We start from the raw sequence: 17687 nt of genomic DNA on the forward strand, positions 1-17687 counted from the left end.
CAAGGAAAGGCGATTCGCCTATGTCCGATGGCCACATTTGCTGCAACACTACGTGGTGTCCCGACATGTTGCGGGTCGGCCCGTTCTCAGCTCACTTGGGACAGTGCTGCCGAATGACGAGCCGGTCTTGGCTCTATGAACTCGCCGCCTCATGGTGGTCTTCGTCGTCGGGCCGAAGACCAAGCAGCTCAATAGCGTTGTCGAGCACGTCCGGGTCGAGCGAGGCGAAAAAGTCCCCCAGCAGCTTCAAGTAGAACTCGTTAACGTCATCGTCTGTGATGATCCAGTTAATTTGTCGGTTATCGAATGCTGCCTCGAACAGCCTGTTCGCGTCTGCGACCGTAAAGAATTGAGAATACGGGCGGAGGTTGGCGATAGCAATATGCGTCATCGCGAAATTTGGACTATCGACGAGTTCATCAATGGCGGCATTCTTCGCTGCTTCCTGATCGGGAGTGGGGACTGGTCCAGGCATTACACCGGCTGCTTGAGGCTCGGGCTCAATTACCGCTTCGCCAATATGCTGTGGCACAGCTTGCCCTTCAGGCTGAACAGGCGCGACAACCGGCACATCTTCAACTTGTGCAGGATTCGGCGCAGGTTCGTTGGGAACTGGCTGGGGCTCTTCCGCCAAGTTTGCGGGAGCACCCGCCACGGTCAGCTTCGTAAGGTACGTGATGGCGCTTTTAAGGTTCTGAAAGATGTAAAGGTTCTTGCCGCCCTTACGGCTAGACCACTCCCGCTTGAGAAAGGCGTTTGCATATAATCCGCCGTTTTCGTCTGTTCCACCTAGCGCTGACACGTAATCGCCATCCTTCGTGACGATGTAAAGATCGTCGGCGGGAACTTTGGAGAGCAGCATTTCCCAGTTGTATTGATCGCCGACACTACCGGACTTACCCGTTGGATTGCCCAATTTAGCTCGTCGCGTTCCTAGTTCGAAAATTGCAAGGTCATGCGGATATTTTGTAGCTGCTTCGAATAGCAAGTTGAGCATGGCATCGACTTCAAGCCCATACGTTCGGGCTTTGACAGTCGCTTCAGCGACCAGATGGTTACGGGCTTTCTTCGCTTGCTCTACAGCCTGCTTATAGAGATCCGCTGAAGCTAGACCGTGCATGTGACGCGGAATCGTATCAGGGAACGTAATCTTGCTGAACTCGTTCGCCGCCGTACTGAGCTTCACCTCGCGGTTTCGCTCCCATTCGTCGGACACCTGTTGGGGGAGGTGTAGAACGATCTTTTCCTCTGCGATACGTTCGATGAGCGAATTTATGACTCCGGTATCGTCGTTGGTGTAATGATAGAAATTGAGGAAGATGTTCGTGTCGATGAACAGATTCAACTGCGGCATAGACTTCGCTCCCGTCGGTATAGCGTGATATTGCCAATGAAAGCAGCCTGTTGCTAGAGCAACTTTGACCACCTGTCTTAACTCGGAGCAGAGCCCGCACAAAGGACGGCAGCTTTACCTTGAAACCAGCCGTTGACACGACGCGGCGTCCAATGACCGTAACGGGTCGACCAGAGCCCAACGCAACCCCCAATACACCACCACGAATTCACCCGCTCGATCCACCGCACCCCCTCAATTCGCCGTGTGAACAGACAAAGAAATCAGTACCTTCAACGAAGCGCAGCCGCCACCGCCTCGTCAATCTGCAGCGCAAAGCGCGCGTCAACATCGGGCACCCTGTAGCCAATTGACAGTTCCAGATACGCGTCGCCCAGCACCAACTGAACGAACGTTGCTGCCCGCAATGCAGCAGTCGGCTCATCAAATCTCTTCCGCAGAATTCTCGCAGCGAACGCACGCACGACCTTTGCACCATTTTCGTAGAACACCTGACCGAGTTCCGGAAGACGCTCGGCCTCAGCGACGATCGCCCGGTAAAGCCGCAGGTAATCCGGCGCGATAAGGCTTCGTGCGAGCAGCCATCCCAACTCGTGCAACTCCACTTCAGGCGATCCATCGGATGGCTCGTGCAGAGCGCCCGCAAGAAGTCCGCCAATCTCAGCGCACATCGAGCTCACCAGACCCACGAAGAGTGCCTCCTTCGACTTGAAGTGGCGGTAGACCGTCTGTTTGCCGACGCCAGCGGTCGCCGCGACGTCGTCCATCGTGGCGAGACCAAAACCCTGGCTTAAAAAAACGGCTTTCGCGCCGTCGAGGATCGCGGACCGCTTGCGGCGTTGCAGCGGGCTCAGGTCAGGGGAAGAGAAAGCGTTCATACGGCATAGATAGCAGATCATCGAACGGTTGACAAGACTGGGCAGTCTCGTTTACCTTTGTCAAAACGAGACCGACAAGTCTCGTTCATCTGATTTATCGATTTCACAGGCGGTCATCAAGGAGAGCGCATTGGAACTGTTCATTACGGGTGGTACGGGCTACATCGGGCAAGCGGTCGCACGCAAGGCAATCAGCCTCGGCCATCAGGTGACTGCGCTGGTGCGCCAGGACAGGTCATCGGCCGCCGGCGCGCTGGCGCGTCTCGGTGTGAAACTGCATGCGGGCGACCTGCGTGAGCCGCAGTCTTTCGCGGCGGCTGCCGGTGCCGCCGATGGCGTGGTGCACGCCGCGTCGACCAACGATGCTTCCGCCGCTGCTGTCGATGAGGCTGCGGCGGTAGCGATGCTTTCGCATATGCATCCGGGCGCGGCATTTGTCTATACGTCGGGCACCTGGGTCTACGGCAATACGGAGGGAGGGCCCGCGACGGAAGCATCGGCGCTGAACCCGACACCGCTCATTGCCTGGCGGCCCGCAGTGGAGCAACAGGTGCTCGCGCTGGCAGCGAACCGCTCGATCGCCGCAGCTATTCTCAGACCGGCGATGGTGCACGGCTACGGCGGCGGCGTCTTCGGCATGCTTGCGGGCATGGCCCGTGAGAGCGGCAGTGTGAGGATCGTTGGCGATGGTCGCAATCACTGGCCCGCCGTTCACGTCGATGATCTCGCCACGGCTTACCTCAGCGCGGTCGAGCAGGCGGCAAGCGGGGACGTGCGAGTCGCCGGACAGATCTTCAACGTGGTCACGGAAGATGCCGTTGCTGTTGCCGATATGGGTGAAGCGATCCGGGCGTCGGTCGGCGCCGATCGCGTCGCACTCTGGCCGCTCGACGAGGCCCGCCAATCGCTTGGACCGTTCGCTGACGCACTGGCGCTCGACCAGACGATCAGCGGCCAGCACGCGCGACGAGTGCTGGCGTGGGAACCCCACGGCCCCGGCCTGATTGCGGACCTCTCTTCACAAGCGCACTTTCAGCAAAGCAACGGAGCATGACGATGGCGTGGAACAGCTTGTCTTTCGAATCGATTCTCGCGACGATCGTTGCGGTTCTATTCGCGATTGCCGGGGTAATCAATCTCTCACGACGCGGCGCGGCAAAACGGGACTTCGCGCGCTGGGGTTACCCGGCGTGGTTTCAGTTGCTCTGCGGCGCGCTCGAACTGCTGAGTGCGGCACTTCTTCCTTGGCAGCAAACCAGAGTCTTGGGCCTGACGCTGGCGGGAGCGATCATGATCGGCGCGCTCTTCACGTTGCTACGAAACCGGGAGCCGTTCGGGCATCTCGCCCCGGCGCTGGTCTTCTCGGCTCTGATTGTGGCCACCTTGGCGGTTCGTGGATGAGGCTTCCGCGTGACCGGGCGAGTGGACTGAGACGCTAGCGTGCTGCGCCGGCAATCCGTGCTGCAGGCACTTGAAATACACACGCGGATTGCGGCATTGGAGCAATATCTGTTGACCATGTGCTTGATAGGTTTGGCTTTTGCAGCGATGGCCGTGCGCTCCCTTTCACGTGCTGTGTGCAGCGGCCCAGATTCGATGGCAATTCCGGCCGCCCCTGACTAGCCTTCACGTGCATCTGCTTCTTGAAGCGATGTGTTAGCGGCTCTTCACGGGCAGTTCACACAAGTTTGTTCATCCAGACGGTTAAGGCATGGGCCCGAAGAAAATCGCGCTCAGCTTTTTTCGGCCGATCACCCGCGCAAGTTCAGCAATCACGCAGTACATAAAGATCAGCGTTGCGAGGAGGATCTGGACGGCCCAGAAGCGAGGCCAACTGACATCGGCCCAGAGTTGCGCATTGGCCGCGATGAGACCGGGCGCTTCTTTGCAGTAGTCATAGAGCCGCTCAAAGTAATGAACGATGAGCGCGACGGCCGCATACATCAACGTCTTCCAGACGACGTTCCAGATAAGCGGCTTGTCGGGAAAGCGATTGATGAACGGCAACATGTCCGCGACCAGAACGGATTTACCCAATATCAGTGACGCGAGGAGCACCGAAGTCGACGTAGGCAATGAGATGCCCGAGCCTCTGATCATGAGCGCCCTGACAACCGCGACGATGTGAAGGATGATGAAAAAGAAGATCGTCGGCGGAAGCGCTTTCATGAATTCATGCTTGATCTTGCCCGTCAGCGTACCCATGATGCGCTCCTTGCCAGCCGCCCTGACCTACCCGCACGCTCAACACACCTCAGCAATCATCGGCGACGGCCGGCTCCGCAATCGCGAGCATCTGCGTAAGCGACCCGCTGGAACTGGCAGGCGCGTCGATCATGAACAGCGATTCGCGCAAAGCCAGCTCAATATCGAAGCGTTGTTCCAGCCACGCTCGCAGGCCGGCCTCGGACATGATGACGATGTTGCTGCGTTTCGCTTCATCGGTGGTCGTCACGTCAGGCATTTCGGGGACAACGTCCGGGTCGAAGCCATTCGTGGTCGCATGAAAGAAACCCCACGTGTCATTTTCAATGAGCAGCACATAGAAGTCCGGGAGCGCCAGAAGCGCGTCTTCACTGTGAGCCGCTTCGATGCGTGCCTGAAGCAGGTTCAACGCTTCAACGGCGGACATGCGCATGCGCGCCGCGGAGAGCGCGCCCCCCGTGGTGTCGATCGGCTCGACAATCCCCGAGTCAATCGCCTTGCGGGTCGCTACCGCGACGGTCAGCGCAAGAGGATGACCAACGCCAAAATCAACCTTGAAGTTGCAGATCGCGCACATGGTTTCACCTCAAGGCGTGACGATGTTGAACCAGAAATCGAAGTTGTCGAGCCAGGACACGAACTCGCCAAGCTTCTGGCTATTGCCGTCGATTTTGGCGGTGCCCGCCATCACCAGCTTCTGCATGTTGGTTTGTCCCATCATGATGCTGTTGAGGTCCGCGCGCGTCATGGTGACCGTTGCGTCCGCTGATTTCGAGGTTCTGTCTTTTGAATAGTGCAACGCGCTGTTCTCGACGCCCAGCACGCAGTTTTCCTTCGTATCGGTCAGTACGAGATTGAACGACGCCGTCTTCCCGTTCGCTCGCTCACCATTCAGCCGGATACCAAGGTAGTCGAGGAACATGTCGAGCGGCATGGCCTGAATGGTATCCGGGCTCTGTGGCGCGGGCGCCTGTCCCTTTCTGACGCCGTTGCGCAATTCCATGGCTCCCGTCAGATAGAAGTTGCGCCAGGGCGCAGACTCCGACTGGTAGCCAAGCTGTTCATAAGCGTCCGCCAGCAGTTGTTTGGCAGCGGTGTTTTGCGGATCCGCGAACACCACGTGGTTGACGACTTCCGCCACCCATCGGTAGTCGCCCTGACTAAACGAATCGTGCGCCCTTCGCAGAACGGCAGCCGCTCCCCCCATGTACTCGACATACCGCTTACCGCTGTCGGTCGGCTGCAAGCGGTGCAGATTTGCGGGCACGCCGTCAAAGAATCCAAGGCGCAGGTTGTACTGCGCGACGGCGTCGTGATAGACCGTGCCGTAGTAGCTCCGGCAATACCAGTGCTTCGCAAGGCTGTCCGGCAGACGGACTGCCTCACCAATCTCGAGCGGCGTCTGGCCCGTGTTGGCCATGCGCATGACCTGGTCATGCAGATAGCGATACATGTCGCGTTGCGCACGCAGGAAAGCATTGATCCGGTCGTTGCCCCAGGTAGGCCAATAATGCGAGGCAAAGAGGACCCGCATATCGTCGCCGTGTAGATCGAGCGCAGTTTGCAGGTACTTGGACCAGAGCAGCCCATCACGAACCTTTGCGCCTCGTAACGTGTACAGATTGTGCAGCGTGTGAGTGGCATCTTCCGCCGCGCAGAACGCCTTGAACTTCGGCAGATAAAACATGAACTCTGAAGGCGCCTCCGATTCCGGCGCCATCAGAACCTCAATGTCCACGCCGTCGAGCGTCAGCTTCTGGCCGGTCTTTTCTGCAAACATGGAGGGCACGGCCAGCGTGATAGTACCGACCGATGTTGTCTTTCCCAGACCACCATCGACAATCCCCGTCGGGCTGCGCGGTAGCAGTGAGCCATACATGTAGCTGGCGCGACGCCCCATCGCATTGCCGGCGATGATGTTCTCGCCGACGGCAGCTTCAGTGAAACCAACCGGCGCCACAATCTGCACCTTGCCCGATTTCAGATCGTCGTCGCTGACGAGGCCTCGCACACCGCCATAGTGATCGACATGGCTGTGCGTGTAGATGACGTGAGTGATCGGCTTGTCGCCAAGATGCGGAATGACGAGTTGCTTCCACACCGTCGAAGCTACTTCGGTCGTAATAAAAGGATCGACGACGATATAGCCACGATCTCCCCGAATAATGCTCATCACGGAGAGGTCGTAGCCGCGCACCTGCCAGATGCCATCGACCACCGTGTAAAGCCCGTGATTCATGTTCAGCTTGGCGTTGCGCCAGAGGCTCGGATTGACCGTTGATGGAGCGTTGTTTTCCGGACCGCCGTGTACAAACGCGAACTGCTGAAGGTCCCAAGCCGGAAATTCGCCTTGCCCCTTGATGATGACCGGTTCGGGGAGCGTGGCGATGAGACCGCGCTTTGCGTCTTCAAAATCCTGGGCGTCGGCGAAAGAAAGAAAATCGGCGTATTGCTTGTTCAATGCAATGGTCGAGGGCGACGCGGGCTTTGAAGCCGGACTGGTTGAGTTTGTCGACCCGGCTTGCGCAAGCGTTTCGCCAACTGCCCCGGAAAATCCGGTTGCTGCGCCAACAACCGCCACGTTTTTCAGGAACGCCCTGCGTGCTCCAGGCTTTGCCGCATCATCCGATTGGGACATGCCCACCTCCGGTAATTAGGAAGAGCGGCGCTCAATGGCCTTTAAGAGTGGCCTGCCCGCCCTCTTACTGATCCAGAAAACTCGATGGATTAATCAACTGCCAGCTACGTATTCAGTAATCTGGAGCGTCGTTCGCCTGAAGCAGGCTTTTTGGCCCATGTCCGCGTGAATCGGCAATCAAGAAGGTTATGCGATTGTCACAGGCCTCCAAGTCGTATTGACCGACTGATCCAATGCCCGTAACTGATAACGTATAAATGACCGGCTAACGATGTGGCGTTTAAAACGCGGTTCAAAGTCTGCAGTTTCTAAACATAGGACAATTTTTCGATATGTCTCACATTTTTTGCACAAACTTGATCGCGTGGTAATTCGCAATATCGGAAGTTATCTGGAATTGGCGCCCTACGATACGAGGCTACCGGATCAACCGGGTGGCCTTCCGCCTCGCCGAACGCCGGGCTCGGAACTTAAGCATGTACGAATAGTTGTTCAAACGTGCGCGCCCGGCGCAGCGGGTCTTGCGAGAGCAGCTTGCCGTGCTTCTCAGCGAGACAACCAGGATCGCCTGCGGCGGGGTCATTTCGTTTAATTCTCCGAACCGTTTCCGTGGATTGCGATTGCTATGCGGATCACAAAGCCTGCTCGACACGCGCAATCACATCGACCTGATTCTGACGCGATAGACTTCCGCCTGAAAACATCTCAGCCACGACACGGACTCCACGATCCTTCAAGGAGAAGCAGCGGCATGGACCGGATGGCGGCAATGGAAACCTATGTCAGTGTGGTGGAGGCGGGTTCGTTCTCGGCGGCCGCAAAGCGGCTCGAACTCGGGCAACCGGCCGTGTCGAAGTCGATCGCGCAACTCGAAGAGCGACTCGGCGTGCGACTCCTGTTGCGCTCGACACGCGCACTGACGCCCACCGATGCAGATCAGAGCTTCTACGAGCACGCGCGGCGCGCAATCGAAGAAGTGGACCTTGCGGAACATGTCGCGCGCGACGCGTCTACGGGACTCTCCGGCATGCTTCGCGTCAGTGCCGCAGTCACCTTCGCAATCGCCGGCAAGTGCTGTCGGTGTATAGATTAATTGCTTCGACATCGGGGGCCGCGCAATGCAAGGACTTTAATTAGCATCCCGGAAGCAATTGCAAATTCGCCGTGAACCGATCCGACGGCAGCCTTACGAAATCAGGTCCACTAGAATTTTTTCCATTGCCTTTGCGCTAACGCCCTCATGTCGCCATAGCCGCGAGTTATCGCGCGCTGGTGACACTCAACTGCGCACGGGACGCAGCCAGCCGGCGTTTCCCGTGCCGGGCGGGCGTTGAAGTCGAACGGCCGGCAACCCGACGACGAATCTGGCCGGTGCCGAAAAAATGCGTCCCCTCCGAAGCAAAGTACGCGGCACGTTAAGTGCTCCATTCGTGATCAAGCAGGCGGCGATCGTCTGCGTCTTTATTCCGGTCCAACCAAGGAGGACGAATCATGAATAAGGCAACCAGCACCTTAATCGCGGCCGTCGCCGCACTCGCCCTGTCGGGTGGCGCTTTCGCACAAACAGCCGGAGGCTCCAGCGGCGCAGGTACGTCAGGCAGCACCGCTAGCCCGGCGAACCAGACGAACCAGATGAACGGCGCAGCAGGCGGCTACGGCACGCCAAGCGGCACCAACTCCGCTAGCGGCATGGCCACCCGGCAGGCGCCGAACTCCGGCTTGCCGAGTGGGAACAGCACTTCGACCTCCGGCACCAGCGCGCCTAAGACGAGCAACACACTGGCCACCCCAAGCGTCGTATCGCCGGCCGCCGGCCAACAATAGTGGTCATGTAGGTTCGCTTGAGGACCAACCGTCGGCGACGACTCCACAAAGTACGTCGCCGAATGAGATCCGTAAGCGTCGGTAGTGTTGTTCGAAAGCAATTGTCCGGCGCGTCAATTCAGACACCGTGTCCGCGCTTACGGAGGACGTCCGACCAGAACTATCGCCTCATGACCGTGTTCAGTTGAAGACTCGCCGCCAACTGGCGAGTCCCCGCGCTTTAACTTCCAATCCGATGAACCCGCGGGCGCAACCGCCGCAGAGCGCATTTTCACGCGACCGACAATCTGCGCGTGCAATCCGGCCATCGGCATCGCGCTTTTTATCCTGTTGTCGCCAATGCGGCTTATATTGATGTCAGGCGTGTTCCCGCATCAACAGGATTCCGCTTGAGCGCGATCCCCGCACTGGTGCTGGCCATCGTGGCCGCGAGACGGGTGGTCGCAGCATGAAATACGCGGCACGCACGCGCCCTGGTATGATGCCCATCGCACGCCTTTGGTGGAGTCCGGTTCACCGTTGCTCCTCACGCAGCCTGTCTTTTCGTCACGAGAACCATCATGCCCGTCCAACCCGACAAAGTCCCCGCTGCGAGCGCCCCACCGCACAAAGCCCCGCGCAAGGTCATGCCGATCGCCGCGCGCAATCTTCTGATGGTGGCCGTGGGCGTCATGGTGTTCGCGATCGTGGCGACCGTCGTGCTTTACGGTCCGATTACGTACGGCGACCAGATTCCGAACTTCGGCATCATCCTCATGCTGACCGTGCCGGTGATCGCGGGCGTGGCGTTCCGGGTCGGGCTGGATGCGTGGTTCGACCGGAAGTGAACGACGGCCGCTCCGAGCGCACGCCGCTTGAAAGCTGCCACGTTTAGCGTGTCGAGGCGCCAAGCGGCAGCACCACCCACACCTCCAGCCCGCCACCTTCGCGCGCATGAAACTCCAGACTGCCGCTGTGCAGGCGCGCGATTCGCTCGACGATCGCCAGTCCCAGCCCGGTGCCGCCGCTGTGCGTACGCGCATTGCGGCCGCGCTGGAACGGCGCCTTCAGTTGCTCCAACTCCTGCGCTGAAAGACCTTTGCCGCGATCGCCGACTGCAACGTACACCGCCTCGCGCGTGACCCAGCTTCGCACTGCCAGTCCGCTTCCGCCGTACACGATCGCGTTCTGCATCAGGTTCATCAGCAGCCGCATCATGCTGATCGGGCGGTACGGCACAGCGGGCAACGTCGCAAGGGATAGCTCGAACTCGTGCCCCAGCCCCGCGAAATCCCCCGCCAGCCGTTCGATCAGCGCATTGAGATCGCCGGGCTCCGGCTGCTCGCGCTCGCCGCTGCCCGCGTAATCCATAAACTGCTGCAAGATCGTTTCGATCTGATCCAGATACGATTCAGCGGCGACCACGAAGCCGCTGTCGCTGCCACTCGGCATGGCCATGGCCATCGAAAGACGCAGCTTGGTCAAGGGCGTGCGGATGTCGTGCGAGATGCCCGCGAGCATCAGCGCGCGCGTCGCCTCGGCTTGCTGCAACGCCTGCGTCATCTGATTGAACGCGCCGCTCACCGCGGCAATTTCGGTCGGGCCGTCGGTCGGCAATGGCGCGGGCGTTTCACCGGCGCTTACGCGGCGCGCCGCGCGCGTCAACTCCTGGAGCGGCCGGTTGAGGTGGCGCTGGATCAGGTAGCCGGTCAGCGCCGCCAGCGCGCCAAGTCCGAGCGTCAGCACGATGGCGGCGTCGAGTCCGTTGCCCTGCGCGTCTTCGGGAACGGGCAGCGCGATCCAGTACGGCGCTTGCGGTGCATCGGCCGGCGCATGCATGCGGATCCACAGTCGCTGGCCGCCCAGCGTTTGCCAGCGCGCCGGCATGTCGGTGGGCAAATGCGCGCGCAAGCTCTCGAGAAACACGTTGCGCTGATAGGTGCGGTACGCGCGCATGAGATCCGGCGGCGGCGCGGTGGCGGCTTCGTCCGGCGCCTGGGCGCGGGCGTCGAGGCGCGCGCTCAAGCCTTGACGCGCCGCGGGCGGCGTGGCTGCGAGCAGGTTGTCGAGCGTCGTCACATAAGTGGCGAACACGGCCGCCGCACGTTCGACGCGCGGCCGCTGCACATAGTGGATCAACACGCCGAGCGCGCACACCTGGCTCAGCATCACGAGCGCGATCAGCAGCGCGATATTGCGCGCCAGCAGCGTTCTGGGCAGCAACCTTTGCAGCAGCGAGCGTGTCATGAGTCGACGTCCGCGACCAGCATGTAGCCGACACCCCACACGGTCTTGATGAAGCGCGGCTTGGACGGATCGTCCTCGACGATCTGCCGTAGCCGCAGCACCTGCACGTCGATGCTGCGATCGAGCGCATCGTGCTCGCGGCCCCGCGCGCGCGCCAGCAGATTGTCGCGGCTCACCGGCCGGTTCGGCGACGACGCCAGCGCGACCAGCAGCAGCATCTGCGCGGAGTGAATCTCCAGCAACTCGCCCGCACGCGACAGCTGCTGCTTGACGATATCGAGCGAGAAGTCGCCGAAGCTCACGCTTTGCGACGTCACGGTAACCTCGCCCGAGGCGATCTTCTGGCGCCGCAGCAGCGCGTTGATACGCGCCACCAGTTCACGCGGCAGGAACGGTTTGGCGAGGTAGTCGTCGGCGCCGGTTTCGAGGCCGACCACCCGGTCGAGCGGATCGCCCTTCGCGGTCAGCATCAGGATCGGCAAGGTCTGCCCCTGCTGGCGCAAACGGGCGCAAATAGCCAGGCCGTCCTCTTCACCGATCATCAGATCGAGCACCAGCAGATCGAAGGGCTCGCGCTCCAGGTAACGGTCGAGGCGCTTGCCATCCTCGGCGACGCGCACGTCGAAGCCGTGGCCGCGCAGAAAGCGCTGCAGCATATTGCGCAATTCGACTTCATCGTCGAGCACGATGATTTTGGCGGGGCGATCCATGCGAAGGCTCCTCGATTCAGGCTAGGCGTCGGGCGGCGTTGCTTTCCGTGCCGCATGCCGTTCGCTCAAGCGCTGCAACAGCACATAAAACGACGGAATGAACAGCACGGCAATGCAGGTGGAAGCGAGCATCCCCGAAAATACCGCAATCCCGAGCGAGCGGCGCGCGCTCGCACTGGCGCCGGTGGCGATCACGAGCGGCACCACGCCGAGAATAAATGCGAAAGAGGTCATCATGATCGGCCGGAACCGCAGGCGCGCGGCTTCGATCGCCGCCTCGGTTATGGCGACGCCCTGCGCGCGCAGATGCCGCGCGAATTCGACGATCAGAATCGCGTTCTTCGCCGACAGCGCGATCAGCAGCACGAGACCGATCTGCGTGTACAGGTTGTTGGCGGTGCCGAGCGCGGCGAGTGTGCCCGCCGTGCCGAGCAGGGCCAGCGGCACCGCCAGAACCACGGCGATGGGCAACAGCCAGCTTTCGTATTGGGCGGCCAGCACGCAGAACACCAGCAGCACACCCACGGCGAACACCCAGTACGCCGAATTGCCGACCAGTTTCTCCTGATACGACATCGCGGTCCACTCATAGCCAATGCCCGCCGGCAGAATACGCGCGGCTTCCTGCTCGAAGGCCTTGATCGCGTCGCCCGTGCTGTAGCCCGCCGCCGGATTGCCGTTGATGGCCGCGGCCGGAGCGAGGTTGTACAGCGTCGCCACCGCCGGGCCGACGCTCGCGCGCGCGTCGATGAAGGTGCCGAGTTCGACCATGTGGCCGCTGTTGCTGCGGATCTGCAAGCGGCGAATGTCGTCGGTTTCGCGGCGGAATGCGCCGTCGGCCTGCACGAACACCGGGAACGTATGATTGAAAGTGGTGAACTGGTTCACGTAGCTCGAGCCGACATAGTCCTGCAGCAGATCGAACACATTGCCGACCGGCACTTGCAGCGACTCCGCCTTGGCGCGATCGAGCGTGAGTTCGACGGTCGGCACGGACGCACGGAACGGGCTGAACACGCGCTGCAATTCGGGCCGTTTCGAGACGCCGGCGATCAACGCGTCGGTCGCGTCCTGCAGGCGCCGATAGTTTTGCGAGCCGTCGGTCAGCATGACCTGCATCTGCACGCCCCCGCTGTTGCCGAGGCCCTGGATCGGCGGCGGCACGATCACCACGGAGCGGATGTCGGGCAGCTTCGCCAGCTCGCTATTCATGCGCAAATAGAGCGAGCGCAGGTCTTCGCCTTTGCCGCGCTTGCTCCAGTCGTCGAGCGTCACGTAGATCAGCGCGGAATTCGGCAGCGAGGCGTTGTTGTCCAGCGGCGAGATGCCGCCAATCGACACCACATGGCTCACGCCCGGAATCGCGCCGATGCGTTTCTCGATCTGCGTGCTCGCCTCGCGCGTGCGTCCGAGCGAAGCGGCGTCGGCGAGTTGCGCGGCGATCAGCACGTAGCCCTGATCTTCGAGCGGAATGAAACTGGTGGGTATGCGCGTCAACAGGAAAGCGGAGCCCGCGCCGAGCACCAGCGCGATCACCAGCGCAAGCCCGCAGCGCGCGACGAACCACGACACGACCCGCACGTAGCCCTTTTCGACGCGCGCGTAACCCTTGTCGAACACGCGATACACGATATTCGGTTTGCCGGGCCGCGCATGCCGCAGCCAGCGCACGCTTTGCACCGGCTTGAGCGTCACCGCGTTGATCGCGCTGATCACGGTGGTGGCGACGACCACCAGAGCAAATTGACGGTACATTTGCCCGGTCACGCCGCCGAGAAACGCCGACGGCAAAAATACCGAGACCAGCACCAGCGTGATGCCGATGATCGGCCCAAGCAATTCATGCATCGCGTCGATGGCGGCCTGCTTCGGCGTCTTGCCCTGTTCGATATGCTGCGTGATGCCTTCGACCACCACGATCGCGTCGTCCACCACGATGCCGATGGCCAGCACGATCGCGAACAGCGTCAGCAGATTGATCGAGAAGCCGAGCATGTAGATCGCACCGAACGTGCCGATAATGGTCACCGGAATCGTCGTGGCCGGCACCAGCATCGCGCGCCAGTTCTGCAAAAACAGCAGGATCACCGCGAGTACCAGCAAGGCCGCTTCGAACAGCGTCTTGTACACGTCGATCACCGATTGCCGCACGAAGGTGGTCGTATCGAACGGCAGCTGATAACTGACGCCTTTCGGCATGTCTTTCGCGAGACGCGCCATGGTCGCCTTCACGGCATTGCCGACTTCCAGCGCATTCGCTTCGGGCAACTGATAAATGGCGATGCCCGCGGCCGGCTTGCCGTCGAGATTGAAGAACTGTCCGTAACTCGACGAGCCGAGTTCGGTACGCCCCACATCGCGAATCCGCACGAAATGGCCGCCGTTATCCGGATCGGCCTTGACGATGATGTCGTCGAATTCGCGCGGGTCGGAGAGCGCGCCGTGCATCGTCACCGTGAGCTGGAACGCCTGGCCGCCCGAGTTCGGCTCGGAACCGAGCTGGCCCGCGCTCACTTCCCTGCTCTGGCTCTGGATCGCGTTCATCACATCGGCGGCGGTCAGATTGCGTTCGCTCAGTTTCTTCGGATCGAGCCATACGCGCATGCTGTATTGCCCCGTGCCGAACACGGTCACGTCGCCCACGCCCGGCAAACGCGCGAGCGTGTCGCGCAGATAGATCACCGCGTAGTTGCTCAGAAACAGCGAATCGTATTTCGGATCTGGCGATTGCAGCGTATAGAGTTGCAGGATCGCGGTCGAGCGTTTGCGCACGGTCACGCCCTGCTGCTGCACCGCCTGCGGCAGTTGCGCGGTCGCCGCCGAGACGCGGTTCTGCACCAGCACCTGCGCCTTGTCGACATCCGTACCGACGGCGAAGGTGACGGTGAGCGTATAGGTGCCGTCGTTGGTGCTGGTCGACTGCATGTACAGCGCGTTTTCCACGCCGTTGACCTGGGTTTCGATCGGCAGCGCCACGCGGTCGATCAGCGTCGCGGCACTGGCGCCGGGAAAGCGCGCCACCACCTGCACGGTGGGCGGCGTGATGGGCGGATATTGCGCGATCGGCAGATTGATCAGCGCGACGGCGCCGAGCAGCATCACGATCAGCGCGATCACATTGGCGAAGACCGGCCGCTCGACGAAGAAGCGGATCATGACTGGCCTTGCGTGTCCGCGGCCACCACTTGCACCCTGGTGCCCTGCGCCACCGCCAGCGCGCCGCCCGTCACCACCTGATCGCCGGCGTTCAGGCCCGACGTGATCGCGCGCAGCGAGCCGAACAGTCCGCCCGTCACCACCGCGCGTTTCTCGATCACGCTCGCGCTGTTCACGATCAGCACGAAAGCGCCAGCCTGTTCGCGCAGCAATGCGGTGTCAGGCACCAGCAAGACGTTTTGCGGCGCGCCGGCGGGAATATGCACCTCGACCGACATGCCGGGAATCAGATGCGCGTCTTTGTTCGCGATGTCGGCACGCAGTCTCAGCGTGCCACTATTGGCGTCGACCCGCGTATCGACGAATTCCAGCGCGGCATCCTCGCCCTTGCCGGCCGGCGCGCCCAACACGTTCACCCGCACCGTGCGCGGCGGCTTGGTGAACAGACCGATGCGGTTCGCGTCGCGTTCGTTCAGCGTGAAGTTCACGTACACCGGCTCGATGCGATCCAGTGTGGCGAGCTTGGTGGAGTCGGACGCGCCCACCAGATTGCCGACGTCGAACGACCGCGCGCCGATACGTCCCGCGAACGGCGCGCGAATCTCCGTGTAGCCGAGATTGATGCGCGACATATCGCGTTTGGCGAGCGCCTGGTCGCGCGTGGTCTGCGCTTTCTGCAGCGACGACTCCGAGGTCGCGTTATCGGCAGTGAGCTGCTTCTGGCGGGTCAATTCCTGTTCGGCGTTGACGAGCTCGGCCTGGTCGTAAGTGAGCTGCGCGCGGTACGTGTCCGGCTCGATGCGGAATAGCAACTGCCCTTGCTTGACGTTGGCGCCGTCGCTGAAGCCAATTTCCTTCAGCACGCCCTGCACGCGCGCCACCAGCGTGACGGTGGCCGAAGGCGCGACCGTGCCGCTAAGATCAAGCTGTTCACGCACCTCGCGGGGCTGCGGGCGCATCACGCTCACTTGCGGCACGGGCGCAGTGTGGGCGGCCGGCGCGTTGCCGTCGCGGCAGGCGGCCAGCGCCATGGCGAGCACGATGCATATCCCCACCGCCACACGTCTGGCTATCAGACCGTTTTCTGCCATTTCGTTATTTCCCATTCCCGGGCTCGCCCCCGCTCGCGCGCGCCAACGCGGAATTCGCGGGCGGGTTCAACAGGCGACCCCAATCCGTGCGCCGCGCCATCTGCTCGGCAATCTGTTCGCTCACCACCTGCTGCCCTTGCGCCACTTCCCAGCCTCCGCCGAGCGCGCGATACAGCGCCACCGCGGCGATCGCCGCGAGCCCCTGGTTCTGCGCGAGCGAATCGCCGTCACGCAATGCCGAGCGCGACGCGTCGAGCACCGTGTCGTAAGTAACCGAGCCCGAGCGATACTGCGCGTTGGCGAGCCGCAGCGCACGCTGCGAGGCGTCCGACGCGCGCGCCGACGCGGCCAGCGCGTCGAGCGTGGTGCGCAGTCCGGCAATCGCATCTTCCACTTCTTTCTGCGCCTGCAGCACCGTGTTCTGATAGTCGAGCACGGCTTCCTGAAAGGCCGCGTCCTGAATCCGCACGGCGTTTTTCAATTGACCGCGATCGAAGATCGGCAGCGTGATGCCCGCGGAAAAGAGGCCGATGGTTTTGCCGCCCCACTGCGTCAGTCCAATGCCATGCTGTTCGCCCGACGACAGCCCAAACAGGCCCGTCAACGACAAGGACGGATACAGCTTCGCCTTGGCCGCGCCGATCAGCGCCGATTGCGCCGCCGCGTTGAGCGCGGCCTGGCGCACGTCGGGGCGGCGCCGCAGCAGATCGGCGGGGATGCCGACATCGATCTGCGTGGGCGGCACGGGAATCGCGCTGCTGCCTTTGAGTTGCGCGTCGACGGCGTCGGGCGGATCGGCGAGCAGCACGGCCAGCGTGTCGCGGTCCTGCGCGCGCGCCTTAATGAGCGGCGGAATCTGCGCCTCGGTTTCCGCCACCAGCGTGGCGGCCTGCTCGACATCGAGCTGGCTCGACGCACCATGTTTGTAGCGCGCCTGGGTCAGCGTGAGACTCTGCTGGACCGACTTCAGATTCTGCTGCGCGACGACGATGCGTTGTTCGAGCGCACGCAGGTCGATGTACGCATTGGCGACGTCGCCGAACAGCGATACCAGCGCGTTGTCATACGCGGCTTCCGACACGCGCAGTTGCGCGCGGTCCGATTCGATCTGCCGGCGGTATTTACCCCAGAAGTCGATCTCCCAGCCGGCATTCACGTGCAAATGCTCGGCCCACAGATGGGCCGGCGGAATCGGGCCGACGCCGCTCGTGTTGATATGTTCGGCACCCACCGACACGCTGCCCGACTGCGGCAGCAGATTCTCCGTACTGGTCGCGAGCTGCGCGCGCGCCTTGAAGATATGCAGGCCGGCCACTTGCAGCGACAGGTTGCGCTCATACGCGCGCTGCTCCAGCGCGGTGAGCACGGGATCGTTGAAGGCGGTCCACCAGGCCGCCTGTGCGGCAGGTGTGGCTTTCGCCTCGCCAGGCAGACTTTCGAGCCACTGGTTTTCGAGCGTCGCTTGCGGTTGCTTGAAATCCGGGCCGACGCTCACGCAACCGCTCAGCGCCGCGCTGATCGATACGACGATCGACGCGCCGGCGATACGCAGATAGCGGGACGTGGCAGGTTTCATCGCACGTTGTTAGTGGTTCGGAGGACGGC

Annotated in this window: 14 protein-coding genes and 1 pseudogene; 5 read left to right on the forward strand and 10 right to left on the reverse strand. The window is 61.7% G+C overall.

Going from position 1 to position 17687, the window contains the following annotated elements; all coding sequences use genetic code 11:
* Positions 1-133: 133 nt before the first annotated feature.
* Entirely contained in the window at positions 134-1354 is a 1221-nt protein-coding gene (locus tag B0G81_RS14060; protein WP_134136452.1) for a PIN domain-containing protein, read from the reverse strand.
* 272 nt (positions 1355-1626) lie between these two features.
* Positions 1627-2253 carry a TetR/AcrR family transcriptional regulator gene (locus B0G81_RS14065; protein ID WP_347877456.1) on the reverse strand — a complete coding sequence of 209 codons (627 nt, stop codon included), beginning with the start codon at positions 2251-2253 and terminating at the stop codon, positions 1627-1629.
* A gap of 109 nt (positions 2254-2362) precedes the next feature.
* Between B0G81_RS14065 and B0G81_RS14070 the strand changes: the two genes are divergently transcribed.
* Together B0G81_RS14070 and B0G81_RS14075 are read left to right on the forward strand one after the other, a co-directional pair.
* Positions 2363-3286, forward strand: coding sequence for an NAD-dependent epimerase/dehydratase family protein (locus B0G81_RS14070; protein WP_134136454.1), 924 nt, complete (start codon positions 2363-2365; stop codon positions 3284-3286).
* Between the two features lie 2 nt (positions 3287-3288).
* A complete protein-coding gene (locus B0G81_RS14075) occupies positions 3289-3633 on the forward strand; it encodes a DoxX family protein (RefSeq protein WP_134136456.1) in 345 nt (114 codons plus the stop codon).
* A gap of 303 nt (positions 3634-3936) precedes the next feature.
* On the opposite strand, the gene B0G81_RS14080 is transcribed toward B0G81_RS14075, so the two are convergent.
* The 3 genes from B0G81_RS14080 to B0G81_RS14090 are packed head-to-tail and all read right to left on the reverse strand — an operon-like array spanning position 3937 to position 7075.
* Positions 3937-4437 (reverse strand): hypothetical protein, encoded by a 501-nt coding sequence (locus tag B0G81_RS14080; protein ID WP_134136459.1) that lies wholly within the window; start codon positions 4435-4437, stop codon positions 3937-3939.
* Between the two features lie 49 nt (positions 4438-4486).
* Positions 4487-5014 carry a hypothetical protein gene (locus tag B0G81_RS14085; protein ID WP_134136463.1) on the reverse strand — a complete coding sequence of 176 codons (528 nt, stop codon included), beginning with the start codon at positions 5012-5014 and terminating at the stop codon, positions 4487-4489.
* 9 nt (positions 5015-5023) lie between these two features.
* The gene (locus B0G81_RS14090) at positions 5024-7075 is read right to left on the reverse strand and encodes an alkyl sulfatase dimerization domain-containing protein (protein ID WP_134143109.1); all 2052 of its coding nucleotides are present in this window, start codon (positions 7073-7075) and stop codon (positions 5024-5026) included.
* Positions 7076-7826: 751 nt separating this feature from the next.
* On the opposite strand from B0G81_RS14090, the pseudogene B0G81_RS14100 reads away from it, so the two are divergent.
* From B0G81_RS14100 to B0G81_RS14110, 3 genes and pseudogenes are all read left to right on the forward strand, one after another.
* Positions 7827-8135: pseudogene (locus B0G81_RS14100) on the forward strand (LysR family transcriptional regulator); the annotation flags it as partial.
* Between the two features lie 431 nt (positions 8136-8566).
* The gene (locus tag B0G81_RS14105; RefSeq protein WP_106282324.1) at positions 8567-8899 is read left to right on the forward strand and encodes a hypothetical protein; all 333 of its coding nucleotides are present in this window, start codon (positions 8567-8569) and stop codon (positions 8897-8899) included.
* Between the two features lie 560 nt (positions 8900-9459).
* Positions 9460-9726, forward strand: coding sequence for a hypothetical protein (locus B0G81_RS14110; RefSeq protein ID WP_116121913.1), 267 nt, complete (start codon positions 9460-9462; stop codon positions 9724-9726).
* 43 nt (positions 9727-9769) lie between these two features.
* On the opposite strand, the gene B0G81_RS14115 is transcribed toward B0G81_RS14110, so the two are convergent.
* Genes B0G81_RS14115 through B0G81_RS14135 form a run of 5 tightly spaced genes read right to left on the reverse strand, consistent with a single transcriptional unit; the run spans position 9770 to position 17658 of the window.
* Positions 9770-11125: an ATP-binding protein gene (locus B0G81_RS14115; RefSeq protein ID WP_134136466.1), complete on the reverse strand. Its 1356-nt coding sequence runs from the start codon at positions 11123-11125 to the stop codon at positions 9770-9772.
* Positions 11122-11835, reverse strand: a complete 714-nt coding sequence (locus B0G81_RS14120; protein WP_134136468.1) for a response regulator — start codon at positions 11833-11835, stop codon at positions 11122-11124. The genes B0G81_RS14115 and B0G81_RS14120 overlap by 4 nt, the downstream gene beginning before the upstream one ends.
* Positions 11836-11856: 21 nt before the next feature.
* Positions 11857-14991, reverse strand: coding sequence for an efflux RND transporter permease subunit (locus B0G81_RS14125; RefSeq protein ID WP_134136472.1), 3135 nt, complete (start codon positions 14989-14991; stop codon positions 11857-11859).
* Entirely contained in the window at positions 14988-16097 is a 1110-nt protein-coding gene (locus B0G81_RS14130) for an efflux RND transporter periplasmic adaptor subunit (RefSeq protein WP_134136474.1), read from the reverse strand. Before B0G81_RS14130 ends, B0G81_RS14125 begins: the two co-directional genes overlap by 4 nt.
* Positions 16087-17658 carry an efflux transporter outer membrane subunit gene (locus B0G81_RS14135; protein WP_134136476.1) on the reverse strand — a complete coding sequence of 524 codons (1572 nt, stop codon included), beginning with the start codon at positions 17656-17658 and terminating at the stop codon, positions 16087-16089. The genes B0G81_RS14130 and B0G81_RS14135 overlap by 11 nt, the downstream gene beginning before the upstream one ends.
* Between the last annotated feature and the right edge of the window lie 29 nt (positions 17659-17687).

The sequence above is a fragment of the Paraburkholderia sp. BL6665CI2N2 genome (assembly GCF_004366535.1).
Taxonomy (GTDB): Bacteria; Pseudomonadota; Gammaproteobacteria; order Burkholderiales; family Burkholderiaceae; genus Paraburkholderia.

Excerpts from the sequence above, each read along its gene's own strand:
- B0G81_RS14065 (WP_347877456.1), bottom strand. The coding sequence starts at position 2,253 with ATGATCTGCTATCTATGCCGTATGAACGCTTTCTCTTCCCCTGACCTG.
- B0G81_RS14125 (WP_134136472.1), bottom strand. The coding sequence starts at position 14,991 with ATGATCCGCTTCTTCGTCGAGCGGCCGGTCTTCGCCAATGTGATCGCG.
- B0G81_RS14090 (WP_134143109.1), bottom strand. The coding sequence starts at position 7,075 with ATGTCCCAATCGGATGATGCGGCAAAGCCTGGAGCACGCAGGGCGTTC.
- B0G81_RS14115 (WP_134136466.1), bottom strand. The coding sequence starts at position 11,125 with ATGACACGCTCGCTGCTGCAAAGGTTGCTGCCCAGAACGCTGCTGGCG.
- B0G81_RS14135 (WP_134136476.1), bottom strand. The coding sequence starts at position 17,658 with ATGAAACCTGCCACGTCCCGCTATCTGCGTATCGCCGGCGCGTCGATC.
- B0G81_RS14120 (WP_134136468.1), bottom strand. The coding sequence starts at position 11,835 with ATGGATCGCCCCGCCAAAATCATCGTGCTCGACGATGAAGTCGAATTG.
- B0G81_RS14105 (WP_106282324.1), top strand. The coding sequence starts at position 8,567 with ATGAATAAGGCAACCAGCACCTTAATCGCGGCCGTCGCCGCACTCGCC.
- B0G81_RS14110 (WP_116121913.1), top strand. The coding sequence starts at position 9,460 with ATGCCCGTCCAACCCGACAAAGTCCCCGCTGCGAGCGCCCCACCGCAC.
- B0G81_RS14085 (WP_134136463.1), bottom strand. The coding sequence starts at position 5,014 with ATGTGCGCGATCTGCAACTTCAAGGTTGATTTTGGCGTTGGTCATCCT.
- B0G81_RS14075 (WP_134136456.1), top strand. The coding sequence starts at position 3,289 with ATGGCGTGGAACAGCTTGTCTTTCGAATCGATTCTCGCGACGATCGTT.
- B0G81_RS14060 (WP_134136452.1), bottom strand. The coding sequence starts at position 1,354 with ATGCCGCAGTTGAATCTGTTCATCGACACGAACATCTTCCTCAATTTC.
- B0G81_RS14130 (WP_134136474.1), bottom strand. The coding sequence starts at position 16,097 with ATGGGAAATAACGAAATGGCAGAAAACGGTCTGATAGCCAGACGTGTG.
- B0G81_RS14080 (WP_134136459.1), bottom strand. The coding sequence starts at position 4,437 with ATGGGTACGCTGACGGGCAAGATCAAGCATGAATTCATGAAAGCGCTT.